Raw genomic sequence first — 19,143 nt, 5'->3', positions numbered from 1 at the left:
TGTTTCCCTGTCGCGAGGAGGCGAGATGACCACGATCAAGCCGACGCCGGTCGTGCCACATCCGGGAGCTGCTCGCGCCCGGCCGAAGGGCTCCTACTTCCTCTCGCTGTTCAAGACCACAGATCCCAAACAGATCGGGATCATGTACCTGACCACGTCGTTCGCGTTCTTCATGATCGGCGGCGTGATGGCGCTGCTGATGCGCGGCGAGCTGGCGCGGCCGGGTCTGCAGTACCTGTCGAACGAGCAGTTCAACCAGCTGTTCACCATGCACGGCACGATCATGCTGCTGCTGTACGCGACGCCGATCCTGTTCGGGTTCGCGAACTACATCCTGCCACTGCAGATCGGCTCCCCGGACGTCGCGTTTCCGAGGTTGAACGCCTTCTCGTACTGGCTGTACCTGTTCGGCGGCATCACCGTGATCGCGGGCTTCGTGACACCGGGCGGCGCGGCGGACTTCGGCTGGTTCGCGTACACGCCGCTGTCGAACGCGGTGCACTCGCCGGGTGTCGGCGCGGACCTGTGGATCATGGGTCTGGCCGTGAGTGGTCTCGGCACGATCCTCGGCGCGGTCAACATGACCACGACGGTCGTGACGCTGCGGGCGCCGGGCATGACGATGTTCCGGATGCCGATCTTCACCTGGAACATCCTGGTGACGTCGATCCTGATCCTGCTGGCGTTCCCGATCCTCACCGCGGCTCTGATGGGTCTCGCCGCCGACCGGCACCTCGGCGCGCACGTGTTCGACCCGGCCAACGGCGGCGTGATCCTGTGGCAGCACCTGTTCTGGTTCTTCGGCCATCCCGAGGTGTACATCGTCGCCTTGCCGTTCTTCGGGATCGTGACCGAGATCTTCCCGGTGTTCAGCCGAAAACCGTTGTTCGGCTACAAGGGACTCGTGTTCGCGACGCTGGCGATCGCGATGCTGTCCGTGGCCGTGTGGGCGCACCACATGTACGCGACGGGTGCCGTGCTGCTGCCGTTCTTCTCGCTGATGACGTTCCTGATCGCGGTGCCGACCGGGATCAAGTTCTTCAACTGGATCGGCACGATGTGGCGCGGCCAGCTGTCGTTCGAGACACCGATGCTGTTCGCGGTCGGCTTCCTGGTGACGTTCCTCTTCGGTGGCCTGACGGGCATCCTGCTCGCGGCGCCGGCGGTCGACTTCCACGTGTCCGACACGTACTTCGTGGTGGCGCACTTCCACTACGTCCTGTTCGGCACGATCGTGTTCGCCACCTACGCCGGCATCTACTTCTGGTTCCCGAAGATGACCGGGCGGATGCTCAACGAGCCGCTGGGCAAGCTGCACTTCTGGACGACGTTCATCGGCTTCCACGGCACGTTCCTGGTGCAGCACTGGCTGGGCAACGAGGGCATGCCGCGCCGCTACGCCGACTACCTCGCCTCCGACGGCTTCACGACGCTGAACATGATCTCCACGATCGGCTCGTTCCTGCTCGGTCTGTCCGTGTTGCCGTTCGTGTTCAACGTGTTCCGCTCGTACCGCTACGGCGACCCGGCCCCGCAGGACGACCCGTGGGGCTACGGCAACTCGCTGGAGTGGGCCACGACCTCTCCCCCGCCACGGCACAACTTCAAGGAGCTGCCGCGGATCCGGTCGGAGCGGCCGGCGTTCGAGCTGCACTACCCGCACATGGTCGAGCGGATGCGCGAGGAGGCGCACTTCTCGTTGACGCATCCCGGAAAGCACCGCGCCGGGCCTGACGCGACGACCGAGAAGGCGCTGGCGTCAACCGAGCGGGACGGCGATCCCGAGTAGCACCCGCATGGTGTTGGTGAGGACGCGGATCGGTGGCGCGCCCTCGACGAACCGCTGCACGCCGAGGCCGATTCCCAGGCTCAGCAGGGCCCTGGCGACGTCCTCGGTGGGCAGGACGGGCTTGAGGCCCAGTTCCTCGGTCTGCTGGTCGATGAGGCCTTTCAGAGCGTCGGCGACTGCCGCGTCCCTCCGTGCGAGTTCGGCGCGCAGGTCGGGGTCCTTGCGTGCCTGCAGAGCGAACTCGACCTCGAACTGGGTGCGCGGGGCGTCGCCGATCATCGTCTCGGCGTAGGCCTCGAACGCCTGGATGCGGTCCTCGATGGTGGTGCCACTCGTGAAAACCTTCACGATCTCGGTGATGCGCTCACCGTAGAGGGCGTCGAGGACGATCAGGCAGAGCTCGTCCTTGCTGCCGAAGTTCGAGTACACCGCGCCCTTGGAGAAGCCAGCCGCGTCGGCGACCTTCTCGAGCGAGGTGGCGTGGTAGCCGTCGCGCAGGAACAACCGTTGTGCCGTCTCCGTCAGCAACGTTCTGGTGCGTGCCTGGCTCTCCGCGCGGGACAAACGTGCCATGTCCGGAAGCATACGTTGACATGCCAGCGGGATCGAAATACCGTCGGTATCTGTGGACGTACTGGTGATCGGAGCAGGACCGGCAGGTATCGGTGCGGCCATCAGGCTGCGCGAGCTCGGGTTTGACGCGCACGTCATCGAGAAGGCTTCCGCTTTGGGCGGGACGTGGCGGGACAACGTCTACCCGGGGTGTGCGTGCGACATCCCGTCCGCGTTGTACTCGTACTCGTTCGCGCCGCGGAAGTGGAGTTCGGCGTTCTCCGGTCAGCCGGAGATCTTGGAGTACCTGCAGGAGACAGCCCGTTCTTTCGGCGTTGTGCCGCAGTACGACACCGAGATGCTGGACGCGGTCTGGGACGGGTCGCGGTGGCAGGTCCAGACGTCGTCAGGCCCGTTGACGGCGCGTGCTCTCGTGTCCGCGACCGGGCCTTGGCACGAGCCGAAGATTCCGTTGGACGCCTCGGTTTTCCAGGGTGAGATCTTCCATTCCGCGCGGTGGCAGGACTTCTCCGGGCGACGGGTCGCGGTGGTGGGCACGGGTGCGTCCGCGATCCAGTTCGTGCCGCGGATCCAGCCTTCGGTTGATCAGCTGTACCTGTTCCAGCGCACGGCTCCCTGGGTGTTGCCGAAGCCGTCGGTGAAGCTGCCGCGGTCGGCGGTGTTCGGGTTGCTGGAGCTGTTCAGCTACGGGTTCCGGCACCCGTGGGTGATGAAAGTGGTGCAGCGACTGGGGTTGCTGCATCTGCGGACGATCAAGGATCCGTCGTTGCGTGCCGCGCTGACGCCCGACTTCGTGTTGGGGTGCAAGCGGTTGCTGATGTCGAACACCTACTACCCCGCCTTGGCTCAGCCGAATGTTTCCGTTGTGCCGCATGCGGTTCAGGGGTTCACGGCGGACGGGATCATCGGCGCGGACGGGGTGGAGCGGAAGGTCGACACGATCATCTTCGGCACCGGGTTCCACTTCAGCGACCCGCCGATCGCGTCACGGGTGCGAGTCGACGGGGTGTCGCTGGCCGAGCGGTGGCGTGGGAGCCCGCAGGCGTACCTGGGGACATCCGTGCACGGGTTTCCGAACCTGTTCCTGTTGCTGGGGCCCAATCTCGGCACCGGGCACTCGTCGGCGTTCACGATCATCGAGACGCAGCTGCGCTACATCGCGTCGGCGTTGACCGCGTTGCGTTCGCGGGACTGGCCGGTGGCGGACGTGCGGCCGTCCGTGCAGGCGGCGTTCAACTCGTCGGTGCAGGTGGCGTTGCAGCGCACTGTCTACAACGCCGGCGGCTGCACCTCGTACTACCTCGACGCGAACGGGCGGAACTCGACGATGTGGCCGTGGTCGACGGTCCGGATGATGCGCCGGATCCGCTCGTTCGCGCCTTCGGACTACGACATCTCCGTCAGCGACGAGCCGGCACCAGCCCGGACTCGATGACGGCCTTGCTGAGGGGCGCGGCCAGCTCCACGTAACGCTGCTTCTCCTGGTCCGACAGCACGTCGTAGGCAGGGGCGTTCATGTGGTCGGTCGCGTCCTCGATGCTCTTGCGCAGCTCGCGCCCCTGCTCCGTGAGGGCTTGCTCCTCGTTGACGAGGCCGCGGCTCTGCAGGTTCTCCGTCGTCTCGGCCCACTTCTCCTCGGGCCACCCACGCGTCTTGCGGAGCGTCTCCGCCGGGTAGTCGCCCTCGGCCGCGTGCAACACCAACGCCTCGATGCCCGTGATGTTGTGCCTCAAGAGAGCGGCGAGGTGTCCGTCGCCGCGGAACTCACGGAGGAGCGTCTGCGCGTGCCACAGCTGCAAGTGCGTCTCGTCCGGCCAGGGCAGGCTCGCGTGCGCCGCGAACAACGTCCTGCCGCTGAGCATCTCCGTGGACCGCTCGGCCGCTTTACGCGCGAGCTCGGTGATCTCCTTGAGGTCGTCGGGCAGGACTTTGCGCAGGGCCTCGTCCGCCGCTTCGAGCCTGAGCTTGAGCATGTCCTGCGGCTCGACGATGTCCCACGCCTGCGGAATGCGGGCCCTCACGAGCGCGGGGTTGAAGTTGTAGAACGTCGAGATCACGATCTCGGCGCTGGCCCTGCCCAGTGCCGCCGACCGCGACGCGAAGTACCCGCCGGGCCGGTCGAGCCCCGCCTCCGTGTACCGGCGGTCCGCCTCGGGGGCGAAGTAGATCATCGCGTGCACGGCTTCGAGGGAACGCCACAGAGACCTGATCATGTTTCCAACCTAGGCGCTGCACGGCTGTTCGTCAGTCCCCGAAAATTGTCAGACCCCTCTGCCATGCTCCCTGACGTGGACTCGAACACCTTCTGGACCCTGATCGCCGACGCCCGCGCCCAGGTCACCGACCCGTCCGACAGCGACGCGGTGGCCGCCGCCGCGTCCTCCCTGCTCGCCTCACGCCCGCCGGCGGACATCGTCGCGGCCCAGCAGGTCCTGTGGGACTTGCTGACGCGCTCCTACCAGAACCCGTTGTGGGCGGCCGCCTACCTGATCAACGGCGGCTGCTCGGACGACGGCTTCGACTACTTCCGCGGCTGGCTCCTCATGCAGGGCCAGGCGGTGTACGAGTCGGTCCTTGCCGACCCCGACTCCCTCGCTTCGCTGCCTGCCGTGATCGAGGCGGCCGAGTCCGGCATGGAGTTCGAGTGCGAGCTCACCCTGAACATCGCCTGGAACGCCCACCTCGCCGCCACCGAGATGAAGCTCCCCGAGGACGCCTTCACCATCCGCTACCCGGCGCTGGACCCGGAGTGGGACTTCGACTTCGACGACAGCGCCGAACTCCGCTCCCGCCTCCCCAGGCTCGCCGCCCTGTTCGAGGCCTGACGCGTTCGGGGAAGCCTGGTAGGACCGATCGGCAGGTGCGCCCGGCAAGGCAGACGCCCATCCGAACGGGTCGGCGAGTGCGCTTGCCCGGCCCCTAGGCGGCGCTCGCCGAGTGCACCTGCCGATGCGGCCGGCCAGCAGGACGGTCGCCCGGACCCACGACAGCAGCAGGCGACCCCCAACCACACCTCCCAACCCAGCCGCCCCGCAAGCCTGCCGTCGCATGCGCTTGCCGGGATCGGCGCCGGTGAGGACCATCGCCGCATGTGCCTTCGCCGGTTCCTGCTCGCCGCCCTCCTGAGCGGTGTCCCGTCGACTGCCCACACCCTGGCGATCGGCGACGACCCGTTGCGCGCCACCAAGGCCGCGGGATCGATGGTGGGCGGAGGTGCGGGAGCAGGCGTGGCTGTGCACCTGGCCGTGTCGGCGTGGTGGATGTTCGTGCTGCGCCGGCTCCGCGTGCGGGGTGTCGTAGCCGGGGTGGTGGCCGGGTTGCTGATCGCGGCGCTCGACCTGGAAGTGATCGGGCGCCGCAACGAGCAGATCCGGGCGTTGCCGAAGGTGCCGCAGTGGCTCGACCACGTGGCGTTCGGTGTGCTCGTGGCGGGGCGCCGCCGGACGTGACAGCACCCCACCGCGAAGGTCAGCGGCGGCGCCGGGACCTCAGGTAGTCGCTCACCACCGCCGCACCCAAGCCGTCCTCGTCCGGCGACACCACGCGCCCGCCACCTCGCCGGGCCACGATGTCGACGAACGCGGCCAGGCGCGGGTCGTCGCCCAGTTTGAACACCGAGATCGTCGCCCCGAGCTTCGCCAGCGCGTCGACCTCGTTCAGCGTCTTGGTCAGCGTGCGGGGTAGCGGCGGGTAGTTGAACTCGGCGTCGCCCTCGGGTTCCAGGTGCGCGGTGGGCTCGCCGTCGGTCACCACCAGCACGACCGGTTGGGCGTCGGGGTGGCGGCGGACGTGCCTGCCCGCGAGCAGCAGGGCGTGGTGCAGGTTCGTGCCCTGCTCCCACACGCCTTCCAACGAAGTCAGCTGGCCGATGTCGACGGCTTCCGCGTAGCGGCCGAACGTCACCAGTTGCAGGGCGTCGGTGCGGAAACGCGTGCGCACCAGGTGATGCAGCGCGAGGGCTGTGCGCTTCATGGGCACCCAGCGGCCGTCCTGCACCATCGACCACGAGGTGTCCACGCACAGCGCGACGGCCGCGCGCGTGCGGTGTTCGGTCTCGGAGACCTCGAGATCGACGACGTCCAAAGACATCGAGCCCGAACGCAGGACGGCGTTGCGCAAACTACGCGGTACGTCCCACGGCTCGGTGTCGCCGAACTGCCAAGGCCGCGTCGAGCCCATCAGCTCGCCCGCGGCACCGGCGGACACCGTGTCGCGCGAGCCCTGCGAGGAACGCAGCTTGTCGACGACGCCGCGCAGTGCGGTTTCGCCGAGGCGCCGCAACGCTTTCGGGGTCAGGCGCAACGAGCCGTCCGGCGCGCGCTCCAGGATGTTCTGCTGGCGGAGAGCCTTCTCCAGCTCGGCCAGGCGGCGTGCGTCGACGGAGGCCGACGAACCCAGCTGGCGTTCCAGCGCCTCCAGGTCGATGTCCTCCAGGCGCGCACCCGGATACGACTGGGAGAGCTGCTCGGCCAGAGCGTCCAGTTCGGCGAGGTCTGCCATCGCCTGCGCACCCTCGCCCAGGCCCAGCGGGTCCTGGCCGCGGAAGCGAGCGGACGACGTCCAGTCCTCACCGGGACGCAGCTGTTGCAGCAGCGAGTCCAGAGTGGACAGCTGCGAGCCGATGCCGCCGAAAGCCTGCTGGGACAACGCGGCCAGCTCCGCGCGCTGGGCGTCGGTCATCGAGTTCATCATGCGTTGCGCCGCGGCCGAGCGGGCGGCCAGGGCGTCGATGAGCTCGTCGACGTTGCGCGGCTTCTCCGGGAAGAAGTCGCCGTGCTTGCGCATGAAGTCGTCGAACATGCGCGGCGTGTCCGGGGAGCCCTGGGCGTGCGCCGCGAGCAACGAGTTCAGGTCGGCGAGCATGCGCTGGATGCGCTTCACGTCGTCCGAGTCCACGTTGGACAGAGCGTCCTTCATGCCCTGGAAGCGCTGGTCCAGCAGCTCGCGGCCGAGCAGGTCGCGGATCTGCTCGAACGCCTCACGAGCCTCGGAGGAACGCCAGTCGTAGGAAGAAAGCTCCTGCACCGCCGCGGCCGTGCCCTGGGGCAACGCGTCGAGCTGCGCCTCGCGGAACCGCGCGTCGTCGGACGGATCCGGGAACAGCGCCCGCCGCTCCGCCTCCAAAGCGGTGTCCAGCAGCTGGCGGACCTCGGACAACGTGCCGTCCAACCGGTGCCGCCGCTGGATCGAGGAACGCCGCTGCCACAACCGCGACGTCAGATCGTCCAGACCGCGCGTCCCGTCGACACCGCGCCGCAGCAGCTCGCGCAGCGCCGAGTTGGGCGAGGCGCCCTCCATGATCTCGCGGCCGAGCTCGTCCACGGCCGCACGCAGGTCGACCGGTGGCGCCAACGGGTCGGCGCCACCGCTCCAGCGTCCGTACCGGTACCTCATCCGTACACCGCTCGGTCGTCGTCAGAGGACTTCGCCAGATGGCGCGTCAAATAGAGCGATTCCAGGGCCAGCTCGACGGCCGAGGCGATGCGGCCGACCGGATCCTTCGGGCCCGCGCCCATCCGTGCCGCCACCTCGTGCAGGATCGGCAGCTCCGGCAGCGCGGCCAGCAGATCACCGGCGTGCACGCGGTCACCGGTCGCGACGGGGTGGCCGTCGGACACGACCTCGGCCAGCGCCCGCAGGTTCAAACCGGCCAGACGAGCACGTGCGGTGTCCGCGATCGAGCGGCGCAGCAGGTGCACGAGCACCTCCTCCTCACGTCCCTCCTCCCCCGCCTCGAACTCCAGCTTGCCGCGCAGCACGTCCGGCACCGACTCCAGGTCGATCGGGCGCGCGATCGCGGGCGACTCGCCGATCAGAGCGGACCGACGAAGTGCCGACGCCGCAACGGTTTCCGCCGCCGCGACGGCGAACCGGGCCGAGACACCCGAGCGCTGGTCGATGGACGACGACTCGCGCAGGTGGCGGACGAACCGGGCGATGATCTCCAGCAGGTGGTCACCGACCTCGGCGACCAGCGAAGCCTCCTGGCGGACCAGGTCCACCTCGGCGTCGATCTCCAACGGGTAGTGCGTCCGCACCTCGGCGCCGAAGCGGTCCTTCAGAGGCGTGATGATGCGGCCGCGGTTCGTGTAGTCCTCGGGGTTCGCGGTGGCCACGAGAAGCACGTCCAACGGCAGCCGCAGCGTGTAGCCGCGGACCTGGATGTCGCGCTCCTCCATCACGTTCAGCAACGAGACCTGGATGCGTTCGGCCAGGTCAGGCAGCTCGTTGATGGCGATGATGCCGCGGTGGGCACGCGGCAGCAGGCCGTAGTGGATCGTCTCCGGGTCGCCCAGCGAGCGCCCCTCGGCGACCTTCACCGGGTCGACGTCGCCGACCAGGTCACCGACGGACGTGTCGGGCGTCGCGAGCTTCTCGGCATAACGCTCGTCGCGGTGCCGCCAGACGACAGGCAGGTCGTCGCCGAGTTCCTCAGCACGACGACGAGATTCGGGGGTGATCGGGTCGAGCGGGTGTTCGCCCAGCTCAGACCCCTCGATGACAGGCGTCCACTCGTCGAGCAGGGACACCATGGTGCGCAACAGCCGGGTCTTGCCCTGACCGCGCTCGCCGAGCAGGACGACGTCGTGGCCTGCCAGCAGCGCGCGTTCCAGCTGCGGGAGCACCGTGCGGTCGAAGCCGACGATGCCGGGCCACGGGTTGCGCCCCTCGCGCAGAGCCGCGAGGAGGTTCTCCCTGATCTCGGTCTTGACGCCGCGCGGCAGGTGCCCGGCGGCGCGCAGTTCGCCCGCCGTGCGGGCCAGGTTCTGGGTCACGCAGACGACGCTACGCACCCGAACCTGACCCGTCGACGTGGAGCGACTCCAGCCGCTACGCCACAGCCGCGTTCACGACGTTCAGCAACAACCGCGACATCCGGGCGTCATGAGCGAGAGCCCCGTTGAAACACAAGGAACTCGCGGCGAACACCCACCCTCCGTTCGGCTTGGGCGTCACGCACATCTCCGCGCCGTGGTCCTGTTCGCCATGAGCGAAGCGGACGACGCCCGGCGCCTCGGGACCGGCCGCGGTGCGCGTGTCGACCTCCCACCCGCTCGCCGCGAAGTTGTAGCCGTCCAGGCCGAACCGGTCGCCGACCTTCAACCCGGTGCCCTCCAGGAACGGGTGATCGGCGTCCACCACGTACGGATGCATGTCCATGTAGGAGTAACTGTCGTACGCCACGCCGAGAACCTGCGACTCCGGGCGGCCCTGATCACGCCACAGCCACCGGTTGCCGTCCACGTTGCGGTGCAGCACGTACCCACCGGACGCGTTGAAGTCCACGCGCTCGTACATGCCGTTGCCGCCCGTGTAGATCACACGGCCGCCATTGGCCAAATACCCCTCCAACGCGCTGCGCATCTCCGGCGTCCAGTACTCGGGGTGCGTCGCCAGCACGAGCACCTTGTACTGCGCGAGCCACGACGGGTTGTGCAGATCGAGGTCCTGGTAGCAGTCGTACGAGACGTTGTTGTCCGAGAACCACTTCATCAGCAGCAGGTCGCCGTGGAACCGGACGTCGATGAAGCCAGGCGCCTCGATGTAGGCGTTCGCGAACGGCCGCTGCGTGGTGATGCGACGACGCGCGGCCCGTTCGTCCCAGCTGTACTGGAAGTGCCCGCCCCAGTGGTTGTAGGCGTTGTGCGTCAGATACGGCAACAACAACGCGACCTTGTGCACGGGCTGACGGGGCTTCACGACGAACGGGATGTACTGGCGCATTCCGTACGCGCCTTCGAGCTTCACGACGTGGAAGCCGGACGGCCAGTCAGCGCCCACGGGCACGGTGAAGTCCGTCTGCCAACCGACACCGTTCTCGCGGTAGCCGGACCGCAGCAGCTGCCGACGACCGGTGAACGTCTGCGGCGCCCACACCTCGTGCGCGCCACCCTGCTCAACGGGCCCGGTCAGCCGAAGCACGCTCGCCCGGTAGCTGTCGAACGTCGTCGACACCTTGACCGCCAGGTCCGAGCCTGTCGCCACCGACCAGCCTGTGTACCCCTGCAGCTGAGCGGCCCTGGTGACGGTGAAGCCGGTGCCGACGACCTTGCCGTTGCCCTCCGCCCACGTGACGTTCGAAGGGTCGATGTCCAAGTAGTTGTTGAGCTTGTACCAGGCGAGCTGGTGGTCCGGCTGCGTGTGGTCGCGGTTGACCCAGACGACGTAGACGACGCCGTTCTCCGCGAACCGCTCGACGCACCCGCCCCAGTCGAAGCCGGTGCCGATGTGGATCGGCTCGCCGCCGTGAGCCCACGCGCCGGGGCCGTTCGAGCCGTCGCCCGCGAGGTAGCGGAACCAGTGCAGCACCGCGCCGTGCCGCTGGCCGTAGATGACGCCGTGCTGGTCGGCGAAGTAGCCGTCGTAGTCGCGCTGCCCGCTCGCGATCTTCTGCCCCACGCCGCCGTGAGCCCACGCACCGGGGCCGTTCGTGCCGTCACCGGCGAGGTAGCGGAACCAGTACATGTCACCGTGCGCGTCAACGGCGTAGATGACGCCATCCCAGCCGCCGAACACGTACGAGTACTGACCGAAACCCCGGTGGATGATCGCATTCGTGTTCTGGTGCCAATAACCCTCACCGGTGGCGGCGTTCGTGAGAACCCATTTGTGCCACCAGATCGTGCCGTCGCCGCAGAAACCGAAGAGCTGGCCGTCCTGCGCGGCGAGCACGGTCGTGTGAATCTGCCAGCCGGATCCGATCTCCCGGCCGGTGCCGTCCGCCCAGTTGTAGCTGCCGTCGTTGCGCCCGTTGTGCTTGAACCACTTCAACCGGCCGTCGGCGTACCAGGCGTAGATGACGCCGTCGCCACCAGGCACGATCTGCAGCAGCCGCTGTTCCGGATCTTCCGCGGCGGCCTGCGCGGTCCCCTGGTTCACCGCCACGAGAGCGGCTCCGGCGAGCGCCGCGGCCGTGCCCTTCAGCACGGTTCTGCGCGCGATCGTCCTGTTTTCGTGATCCCCCAGATGCATGGCGTCATCGTGCAGCAGAATGCGTGTCGATGAGCAACAGTGTGGATTTCAAGTGGGCGCCGTCACCGGCGGACTGGCGGGCCAGCCTGCGGGCGATGGTGCCGATGTTCAAGTGGGCGCCGTGGTTCGCAGTTGCACTGGGTGCGTTCTCGCTCGTGCTGCTGTTCGGTTTCGACGACGAGATGTTCCCCGTCGCGGTGTTCGGCCTGGCGTGCGCGCTGGTCATCGGGTTCATGGAACCGGTGGCCGTGTGGTGGCGCTTCTCGTCCGACGAGATGATCAGCCGGACCGTGGTGGGCAGCGCGGACGACCAGTCGTTCCGGATGGCCGTCGGCACCGCGGTGCGCGAGGAGATCGTCTGGGAGGAGCTGCCTGGCTGGACCGAGACCCGGCAGGGGTTCGTGCTGGAGACGCTCGACGCGGCCTCTCTCTCGGTGCCGCACCGGGCCTTCGCGTCCGATGAGGACCTCACGTCCTTCCGCACCCTGCTCGAACAGCACATCGGTCCGGCGAACTGAGTGTCTCGGATCAGGCACACCGGGTGGGGCTGCACCGGTACGGCCACGTAATCTTTTCGCGTGTCCTGTGCGAGTGCCACGCTGGTCGTGTGGACGTCGGGATGGCTGCACGGTCTGGCCGCCTCCGACGACGTCCTCGACGCCCTGCACACGTGGGCCGAGCAGCACGAGGTGGTGGCCGACGACGACGGCACCGCCACGGCGCTCGACCTCCCCGGTCCCGACGAGGCCCCGGTGGGCCCCGCCCTGCTGCTGGCCGCCCTGCGGCGCGCGGGCGCGACCTCGGCGCGGCTGGCGTTGCCGATACCCGGCGACGTGCGCGGCCTGGGCGGCAAGGGCCCGCTCTCGACCTGCGCGCTGCGCTCCGGCGAGGCGCTGGTGATCCCGTCCGTGCACGTCGGGCTGGTGCCGAAGATCGTCGCGGACGGCGTGATGCGCTGGACGGTGTTCGACCTGCCGTCGTCCAACGGCCTGGAGCACATCCCGATCGGCGAGGCCGAGCACGGCCTGGGTGCCGCCCTGCGCGAGGCGACCGCCGCCCTGGCGTCCCTCGACGTGGCCAAGCACCGCCCGAACGTGCGCAAGGAGATCGCCGACCTGGCCGCCGCGAACTCCGCGCTCCCGTGGCCGGACGCGATGCCGCCGCGTTCTCTGCGCGTGCTGCAACGTGCCGCCGAGGTGGACGCGATCCTGTCCGTGGCGCGCTCGGACGCACCGGGTGGCGCGATGTCGGCGTCGGCGATGTCCGCGCGGACCGACGCGCTCAAGCCGGTGTCGGAAGCGGTGCGGCGGGCGCGGTGTGCCGCCGTCGACGAAGCGGTGCGGGTGCTCGCCGACAGCGGCGCGGGCCGGCACTGACGCAGCCAAATGGGCTCAAACGCCTGCGGATCCGCCGGATGGGCTGACAGGCTGCTCCGGTGGCATCACGCACTTGGGCGATCACGGCCGGAGCCGTGCTCGTCGCCGTCGTTCTGCTCGTCCTGACCGGCAACTCGCTCGAGGACAACGACTCCTACGGCAGCATCGCGGCCGCGTTGGTCGCGATCGGGACGGCATACGCCGGGATCGTGCTGTTCCTGTCCCGGGAACAACGCCCCGAGCCCGCCGAGCAGGAGGCGGACGCGCTGGCGAGCGAGCTGCTCGCTCAGTGGGAACCCGAGATCCGGCACCGCAGGCAACGCTTCGGCGACCAGCGCCTCATCCCGCTGGGCTGGACCGGCACGGACATCGGCGCGGTCCGGCTCCGGCTCGACGGACGGATGGAGGGCAACCCCGACGCCGCGGCGGCCCGGCTCGCCGACGGGTTCGACCAGCTTCCGTCGAAGCGGCTCGTGGTGATCGGCAAACCAGGCGCCGGCAAGACGTTCCTGGGCGTCATGCTGACCGTCGGCCTGCTGCACCGCCGTGCCTCCAACGCCCCGGTCCCCGTGTTCCTGTCGCTGTCGTCCTGGGACCCCGTCGAGGACAGCCTGGACGAGTGGCTCGTGCGGACTCTGGCCGGCACCTACTACAACGGCCGCCATCAAGTCGCAAAGACGCTTCTCGCACGCCGTCTGCTGCTCCCGATCCTCGACGGTCTCGACGAACTGCCCGAGCACGCCCGCCGTCGCGCCGTGAACCGCCTCAACGACGCGCTGGACGGAGACCGTCCGCTCGTCCTCACCTGCCGGGCCGCGGAGTACGACGACCTCATCGCCGCCGGGGCTCCGTCGCTGCTGCGCGCACCTGTCGTCCGCATCAACCCCGTGAGAACCGCCGATGTCACCGCCCGCCTGAGGAACTGGCCGGGCATCGCCACCCACGTCGAGCGTGCTCCGGACGGCCCTCTCGCCACAGCGCTCAGCACACCGCTGATGCTGTCCCTCTTCACCGCGGCCTACCGGGAGCGGTCACCGGACGAGTTGCTCACCGCGAGGTTCGCGAGCCGGCACGCGGTCGAGGACCACCTCGTCGACCTCCTGGTCGACACCGTCTACCCCGATCCGAAACACCGCCGCTGGCTCACCTACCTCGCCGAGGTCCTGCACCGCGAGGACGACCGCGACCTCCGGTGGTGGGAGCTCGCCCGCCGCACCCTTTCGCCGTGGACCGCGCCCGTGCTCGGCCTGCTCGTGGCCGCCGTCGTGTTCACGATCGCGGTCGCGCTGTACTGGACGCCGGGCGGAACCCGAGTCATCGTGATTCCCCCTCCTCAGCTCGCGGCGCTCTTCGGTGTCGCGGTGACGCTGCTGTGGATGGCGAGCAGTGGCCGGGCCCCAGGTCCTACCGCCGGTTCGAGACGACGCGGATTCCTCCGAGGCGTGCTGACCGGTTCAGCGCTCGTGCTCGCGCCCGGCGTGCCCCTCCTCCTGCTCATGACGAGTGCGCTCGATCCCGATCCCATGAAAGGGCCGAAGGAAGCCGTACCGATTTACGGCGGTGCGTTGCTCGCCCTGGCCGCCGTCGCCGGGATCGGTGTCGGTCTGCACGAGCTGCTCTCGACCAGGACGAGCCGGTCCGGCAGCTCGGGCCCGAAGGAGTCCCTGCGCCACGACCGCCGGTCCTCGCTCGCGTCCGCCGCGATCACCGGGCTCGCCGTGGGGACGTTGACACCCGGTGCCGCGCTTCTCGGAGGCGCGTTCGGCGCGCACCTCGGGCAACGGCTGCTGCCCGGTGAGAGCGGAGCGAGGATCGTCACCCTCGATCTGCCACCACTGCGGACGTACGTGCCGCTGCAGTTCAGCTGGGACGTCGTGCCCGCCTTCCTCGTCAACAGCCTGCTCATCGCGGTGCTGTTCGCGACGGCGGTGCTCACGACTCGCGCCTGGCCGCGGTTCGTGGTGGCGCGGACCGCGCTGGCGCTGGCCGGTCGGCTGCCGTGGAGTCTGATGCGCTTCCTTGCGGACGCGCGCGAGCACGGCCTCCTGCGCGCCGCGGACGGTGGCTACCAGTTCTGGCACGCGCGCCTGCAGGAACGTCTGGTGATGACAGCCGAGCACCGGGCCCGCACACGGCTTTCCCGCCCGCTGGTCGCGGGACTCGGCGTCGCGCCGGCGGTGATCGCACTCGTGGTGGTGTGGTCCGCCGAACCGGAGGACTGCGCCAGAACCGGATGGTCCGAAGTGGACGGACGAATGGCTCGGGTGACCTACCAGGACACGACCGGGTGCTTCGCCACCGTGGCGCACGACGGGTGGCAGGTTCTGCAGAAGCGCAAGGCGGACGGCGCATTGCTCGCGAAGATCGCGGAGGTACGGCCTGAGATCGTCCGGCGGGACTACGACCAGGTCGCGCTCGCGGGAGACTTCGGCAACATCGATCCGGTGCGGTGGCAGGAGATCCTGCGCGGCGTCGCGAGTGCGCAGGAGATCGGCGAACGGCCGTTGGTCGTGGATTTCGCTTACAGCGACACCGGAGTCCAGTCGTCCGATCGACATGCCGCCCTGCTGTGGCAGTTCTTGACGCAGACCACCGGCATACAGGGCGACGGGTCCGCCGTCAGTCTCGATGCCACCACATCGACCGTGTTCGCCGGAGTTGCGGACGGCCCCCGGCCGGTCATCGGGCTGCGTGACCCCGATCCGCGGGCGCTGGCGCCGGAGTTCGCCGGCGCGAAGATCAACCAGTTCCTCGGGCCACGACCGGTGGAAACCCCGCCGGTGAGCCCGGCCGACGGGATCTCCGACGGGGAGTGCGGGTTCCTGCGGCGCTACAGCTACGAGCCGAACACAGCGATGAACCTCGATCTGCGTGGCGTCGAACCCTCGCGCGACCTGCTCAGCCGGTTGGCCGGCTGCGGATACGTGAGGGTGGTCGTCGACGAGCAGTACGCAGGTCAGGTGCGGGCGATGTCCGGACGTCCGGCGACGGTCGACGTCCTCTTCGTCGAGTACGGGTCCGCCGGCATCACGGCCGACTGCCGGGCACGACTGAGCACACCGACCGAGGTCGCCACGTGCGTCGCTGTGCTCACGGCCGCCGAGGACGGCCGGGTGCGCCTCAAGGTGGTGGAGTGACCTAGGGAGTGCGCCTCCTCAGCGTCACGGCGCCGAGCACGAGCGCGAGGAGTCCGCACGCCGCCACGATCGCGAGGTTGCGCACGAGCTCGCCGGTGATGTCGCTCGACGTCGTCACCGCGGTGAGTGCGTCGACCGCGTAGGACAACGGCATGACGTTGGACAGCCACTCCAGCACGGGCGTCATCGACTCGCGTGGCGCGAAGAGACCGCACAGCAGCACCTGCGGCATCACGAACAACGGCATGAACTGCACCGCCTGGAACTCGGTGCGGGCGAACGCGCTCGCGAAGAGGCCCAAAGCCGTGCCCAGCAACGCGTCCAGGCCGGCGATGACGACGAGCAGCCACACCGAGCCGCCGATGGACAACCCCAGCCAGGTCAAGGAAACGCCGACCGCGACGAGGACCTGGACCAGGGCGACCACGCCGAACGCCAGGCCGTAGCCGAAGAGCAGGTCGAGCTTGCCGATCGGCATGGTCATCAGGCGTTCGAGCGTCGCCGTGGTGCGTTCGCGCAGGGTCGTGATCGACGTGACGATGAACATGATCGCGAACGGGAAGACCGCGAGCAGTGCCGGTGCGGCGCGGCTGAAGGCGGCTTCGGAGTTGAAGACGAAGCGCAGCAACGTGAGCAGCAACGTCGGCATGAACACCATCAGGCCGACGGTGCGGTGGTCGTGGCGGAACTGGTTGAGGATGCGCGCGGTCGTCGCGAGCAGGATCGAGGTGTTCACGCCGCCTCCTTCTCCCGGACCAGGTGCAGGAACGCCTGCTCCAGGTCGCCCGTGCCCGTCGCGGAGAGCAACGACGTGGGTGTGTCGTCTGCGAGCAATGAGCCGTCACGCATCAGCAGCAGACGTTCGCAGCGTGCGGCTTCGTCCATCACGTGGCTGGACACCAACAACGTGACGCCGCGCGAGGCCAACGTGCGGAAGAGCGTCCACAGTTCGTCACGCAGCAACGGATCCAACCCCACTGTCGGCTCGTCGAGCACCAACAGTTCGGGCTTGCCCAGCAACGCGACGGCCAGCGACGTCCGGGACAGCTCGCCGCCGGACAACGACGACACGAGCTGCGACTCGTGCCCACCCAGCCCGACCTCGGCGATCACGCGCTCGACGTCGGACCGGGGCGCGCGCAGGACGGCGCAGAAGTAGCGGAGGTTCTCGGCGACGGTGAGATCGGCGTACACGGACGGGCTCTGCGTCGCGTACCCGATCCGGTTGCGCAGACCGGGGCTGCCGGCCGGTGAGCCGAGCACCGTGACCGACCCACCGGACACGATCTGCACGCCCACGACCGAGCGCATCAGCGTGGTCTTGCCGCAGCCGGACGGCCCCAGCAACCCGGTGACACTGCCCTGCGGGATCGAGCAGCTCACATCCCGCAGGACCAGACGCTTGCCCCGATGCACCCGGAGCCCGGTGACCTCGACGGCCCCGGAATTCGTCGCGGAACTGGTCATGCGGACAATTCTTCGCTCGTTGAATAACGGCTGTCCAGACTCTTGACCCGTTCGCAACACAACCTGATGACATGATTCACCCGGCACTGACGTGGGGGCGTCGCTGCTGCTGGCGCGCCCCGATGAGGACGAACATCTGGGGCTGGGGGAAATGAGTCGTTTCAGACGGCGGGCGAGAGCCTGCCTCGCGAGTGTCGCGGTGCTGGCCGCCGCGGTGGGGCTGCCGGGTGCGGCGGCCGGGTTGTCCGGCGGCACTGTCGTGTCCGGCGAGCACGGGTTCCTGGCCAGGGTCGCGCACTCGGGCGCGGCGTGCAGCGGCGCGCTGGTCGACCGGTTCTGGGTGATCACGGCGGCGTCGTGCTTCCCGGCCAACCCACAGGGCGGCGTGCCCGCGGCGCCGGTGAAGGTGACGCTGGCCGCGGGCGCGACGGCCGACGTGGTGGAGCTCGTGCGCCGGGCGGACCGCGACGTGGTGCTGGCGAAGCTCGCGGCACCGGTCGTGGACGTGACACCGGTGCCGCTCGGCACCGCGGCGCCGGTCGCGGGACAGGCGTTGCAGGTCGGCGGGTTCGGGCGGACGGCCACCGAGTGGGTGCCCGACAAGCCCAGGATCGCGGCGTTCTCGGTCACGTCGGTCGACCCGCTCCGGTTCACGAGCACCGGGGCGGACGGCGTCGACACCTGCAAGGGCGACGCGGGCGGGCCGGCGTTGCGCACCAGCGGCGGCACCGTCGAGCTCGCCGGGGTGAACACCACCTCGTGGCAGCACGGGTGCCTCGCGGTCGCGGAGTCCCGGCAGGGCAGCACGCACGTGCGCACCGACGACATCGCGACCTGGGTCAGGGACACGGCCGCCACCACGGCCGCCGCGGAGCCCACCCCGGTCAGCTTCGGGCAGGACGTGCACGTCTTCGCCGTGGGCGTGGACCGGCAGCTGCACCAGAAGGTGAGCCAGGGCTGGACACCGCTCGGTGGCAACCTCGCCGGACCGGTGACGGCCTTCGTACGCGGGCAGGAGCTGCACGTGTTCGCTCCCGGCACGGACGGGAAGCTGTGGCACCGGGTCCTCACGAACGGCTCCTGGGCCGCGTGGGAGGACCTCGGCGGTTCGGCGACGGGCCGTCCGGCGGCGATCGAGTTCGAGAGCGGCCTGCACGTGTTCGTGCGCACCGCCGACGGACGACTGGCGCAGAAGAAGTTCGAGCAGGCCTGGTCGGGGTGGACCGACCTGGACGGGCGGATCTCCGGCAGTCCGGCCGCGCTGCTGTTCCAGGGCTCGCTGTACGTCTACGGCCGCGGCGAGCCGTCCGGGCACGTCTTCCAGAAGGCGTTCCACCCCGGCCGGGGCTGGCTGCCGTGGGAGGACCTCGGCGGAGTCGTGCAGGGCAGTCCCACGGCCGTCGAGTACGGCGGGGCGATCTACCTGCACGCCAAGGGCGATCCCTCGGGGCACGTGTTCCAGAAGGTCCACGTGCCAGGCAAGGGCTGGACGGGCTGGGAGGACCTCGGCGGCGTCGTGTCCGACAGCCCCGTCGTTACCACCTACGCCGGGTCGTTGCAGATCTACGCGCGCGGTGAGCCGAACGGACACGTGTTCCAGAAGGCCTACGACCCGAACCGCGGCTGGCTCGGGTGGTCGGACGTGGGCGCCGACGTGACGGGTGCGCCCGCGGTCACCGTGAACGCCGACGCCTCACTGCACGTCTACGCCCGTGACAGGTCGACCGGACACGTGGTGCTCCGGCCGTACGTGTTCGGTCAGGACTGGCAGCCGTGGTCCGACCTCGGGGCGATGCACGGCGTGGTCCTGCGCTGATCGACCGGCCCG

At 69.2% G+C, this 19,143-nt stretch carries 15 protein-coding genes; 8 read left to right on the top strand and 7 right to left on the bottom strand.

All coding sequences use genetic code 11. The annotated features are described in order from the left end of the window. The first annotated feature begins 25 nt into the window (after positions 1–25). Positions 26–1,789, top strand: a complete 1,764-nt coding sequence (ctaD, locus tag AB0M24_RS22345) for a cytochrome c oxidase subunit I (RefSeq protein ID WP_363770793.1) — start codon at positions 26–28, stop codon at positions 1,787–1,789. Here the strand turns inward: ctaD and AB0M24_RS22340 are convergent. Next, complete coding sequence (locus AB0M24_RS22340; protein WP_363770790.1) at positions 1,760–2,362, bottom strand: TetR/AcrR family transcriptional regulator; 603 nt, start codon at positions 2,360–2,362, stop codon at positions 1,760–1,762. The two genes, ctaD and AB0M24_RS22340, sit on opposite strands and share 30 nt — an antisense overlap. Positions 2,363–2,414: 52 nt before the next feature. Here AB0M24_RS22340 and AB0M24_RS22335 point away from each other — a divergent pair, with 52 nt between their 5' ends. Beyond that, positions 2,415–3,797, top strand: a complete 1,383-nt coding sequence (locus AB0M24_RS22335) for an NAD(P)/FAD-dependent oxidoreductase (protein WP_363770787.1) — start codon at positions 2,415–2,417, stop codon at positions 3,795–3,797. Here AB0M24_RS22335 and AB0M24_RS22330 read toward each other — a convergent pair. Continuing rightward, positions 3,763–4,575, bottom strand: a complete 813-nt coding sequence (locus AB0M24_RS22330; RefSeq protein WP_363770784.1) for a hypothetical protein — start codon at positions 4,573–4,575, stop codon at positions 3,763–3,765. The two genes, AB0M24_RS22335 and AB0M24_RS22330, sit on opposite strands and share 35 nt — an antisense overlap. Positions 4,576–4,650: 75 nt before the next feature. Here AB0M24_RS22330 and AB0M24_RS22325 point away from each other — a divergent pair, with 75 nt between their 5' ends. Both AB0M24_RS22325 and AB0M24_RS22320 read left to right on the top strand, forming a co-directional pair. Continuing rightward, positions 4,651–5,187 (top strand): DUF4240 domain-containing protein, encoded by a 537-nt coding sequence (locus AB0M24_RS22325; protein ID WP_363770781.1) that lies wholly within the window; start codon positions 4,651–4,653, stop codon positions 5,185–5,187. Between the two features lie 264 nt (positions 5,188–5,451). Continuing rightward, positions 5,452–5,811 carry a hypothetical protein gene (locus tag AB0M24_RS22320; protein ID WP_363770778.1) on the top strand — a complete coding sequence of 120 codons (360 nt, stop codon included), beginning with the start codon at positions 5,452–5,454 and terminating at the stop codon, positions 5,809–5,811. Positions 5,812–5,830: 19 nt separating this feature from the next. Here the strand turns inward: AB0M24_RS22320 and AB0M24_RS22315 are convergent, their stop codons facing one another. From AB0M24_RS22315 to AB0M24_RS22305, 3 genes are read right to left on the bottom strand one after another with little or no spacing between them, the layout of a single operon-like run. Further along, positions 5,831–7,756: a VWA domain-containing protein gene (locus tag AB0M24_RS22315; protein WP_363770775.1), complete on the bottom strand. Its 1,926-nt coding sequence runs from the start codon at positions 7,754–7,756 to the stop codon at positions 5,831–5,833. Continuing rightward, the gene (locus AB0M24_RS22310) at positions 7,753–9,138 is read right to left on the bottom strand and encodes a sigma 54-interacting transcriptional regulator (protein ID WP_363770772.1); all 1,386 of its coding nucleotides are present in this window, start codon (positions 9,136–9,138) and stop codon (positions 7,753–7,755) included. Before AB0M24_RS22310 ends, AB0M24_RS22315 begins: the two co-directional genes overlap by 4 nt. A gap of 55 nt (positions 9,139–9,193) precedes the next feature. Beyond that, the gene (locus AB0M24_RS22305) at positions 9,194–11,335 is read right to left on the bottom strand and encodes a N,N-dimethylformamidase beta subunit family domain-containing protein (RefSeq protein ID WP_363770769.1); all 2,142 of its coding nucleotides are present in this window, start codon (positions 11,333–11,335) and stop codon (positions 9,194–9,196) included. Positions 11,336–11,364: 29 nt separating this feature from the next. On the opposite strand from AB0M24_RS22305, the gene AB0M24_RS22300 reads away from it, so the two are divergent. From AB0M24_RS22300 to AB0M24_RS22290, 3 genes are read left to right on the top strand one after another with little or no spacing between them, the layout of a single operon-like run. Beyond that, entirely contained in the window at positions 11,365–11,853 is a 489-nt protein-coding gene (locus AB0M24_RS22300) for a YcxB family protein (protein WP_363770766.1), read from the top strand. A 60-nt stretch (positions 11,854–11,913) separates the two neighbouring features. Then, a complete protein-coding gene (locus AB0M24_RS22295; RefSeq protein ID WP_363770763.1) occupies positions 11,914–12,711 on the top strand; it encodes a hypothetical protein in 798 nt (265 codons plus the stop codon). A gap of 59 nt (positions 12,712–12,770) precedes the next feature. After that, positions 12,771–15,848 carry an NACHT domain-containing protein gene (locus tag AB0M24_RS22290; RefSeq protein WP_363770760.1) on the top strand — a complete coding sequence of 1,026 codons (3,078 nt, stop codon included), beginning with the start codon at positions 12,771–12,773 and terminating at the stop codon, positions 15,846–15,848. Position 15,849: 1 nt separating this feature from the next. Here the strand turns inward: AB0M24_RS22290 and AB0M24_RS22285 are convergent, their stop codons facing one another. Continuing rightward, the gene (locus AB0M24_RS22285) at positions 15,850–16,584 is read right to left on the bottom strand and encodes an ABC transporter permease (RefSeq protein WP_363770757.1); all 735 of its coding nucleotides are present in this window, start codon (positions 16,582–16,584) and stop codon (positions 15,850–15,852) included. Then, the gene (locus AB0M24_RS22280) at positions 16,581–17,315 is read right to left on the bottom strand and encodes an ABC transporter ATP-binding protein (RefSeq protein WP_363770754.1); all 735 of its coding nucleotides are present in this window, start codon (positions 17,313–17,315) and stop codon (positions 16,581–16,583) included. Before AB0M24_RS22280 ends, AB0M24_RS22285 begins: the two co-directional genes overlap by 4 nt. Positions 17,316–17,466: 151 nt before the next feature. Between AB0M24_RS22280 and AB0M24_RS22275 the strand changes: the two genes are divergently transcribed. Beyond that, complete coding sequence (locus tag AB0M24_RS22275; RefSeq protein ID WP_363770751.1) at positions 17,467–19,131, top strand: trypsin-like serine protease; 1,665 nt, start codon at positions 17,467–17,469, stop codon at positions 19,129–19,131. The last annotated feature ends 12 nt before the right edge of the window (positions 19,132–19,143 follow it).

Source organism: Lentzea sp. NPDC051838 (genome assembly GCF_040681245.1).
Taxonomy (GTDB): Bacteria; Actinomycetota; Actinomycetes; order Mycobacteriales; family Pseudonocardiaceae; genus Lentzea.
This window is presented reverse-complemented; position numbering and strand designations above follow the sequence as displayed.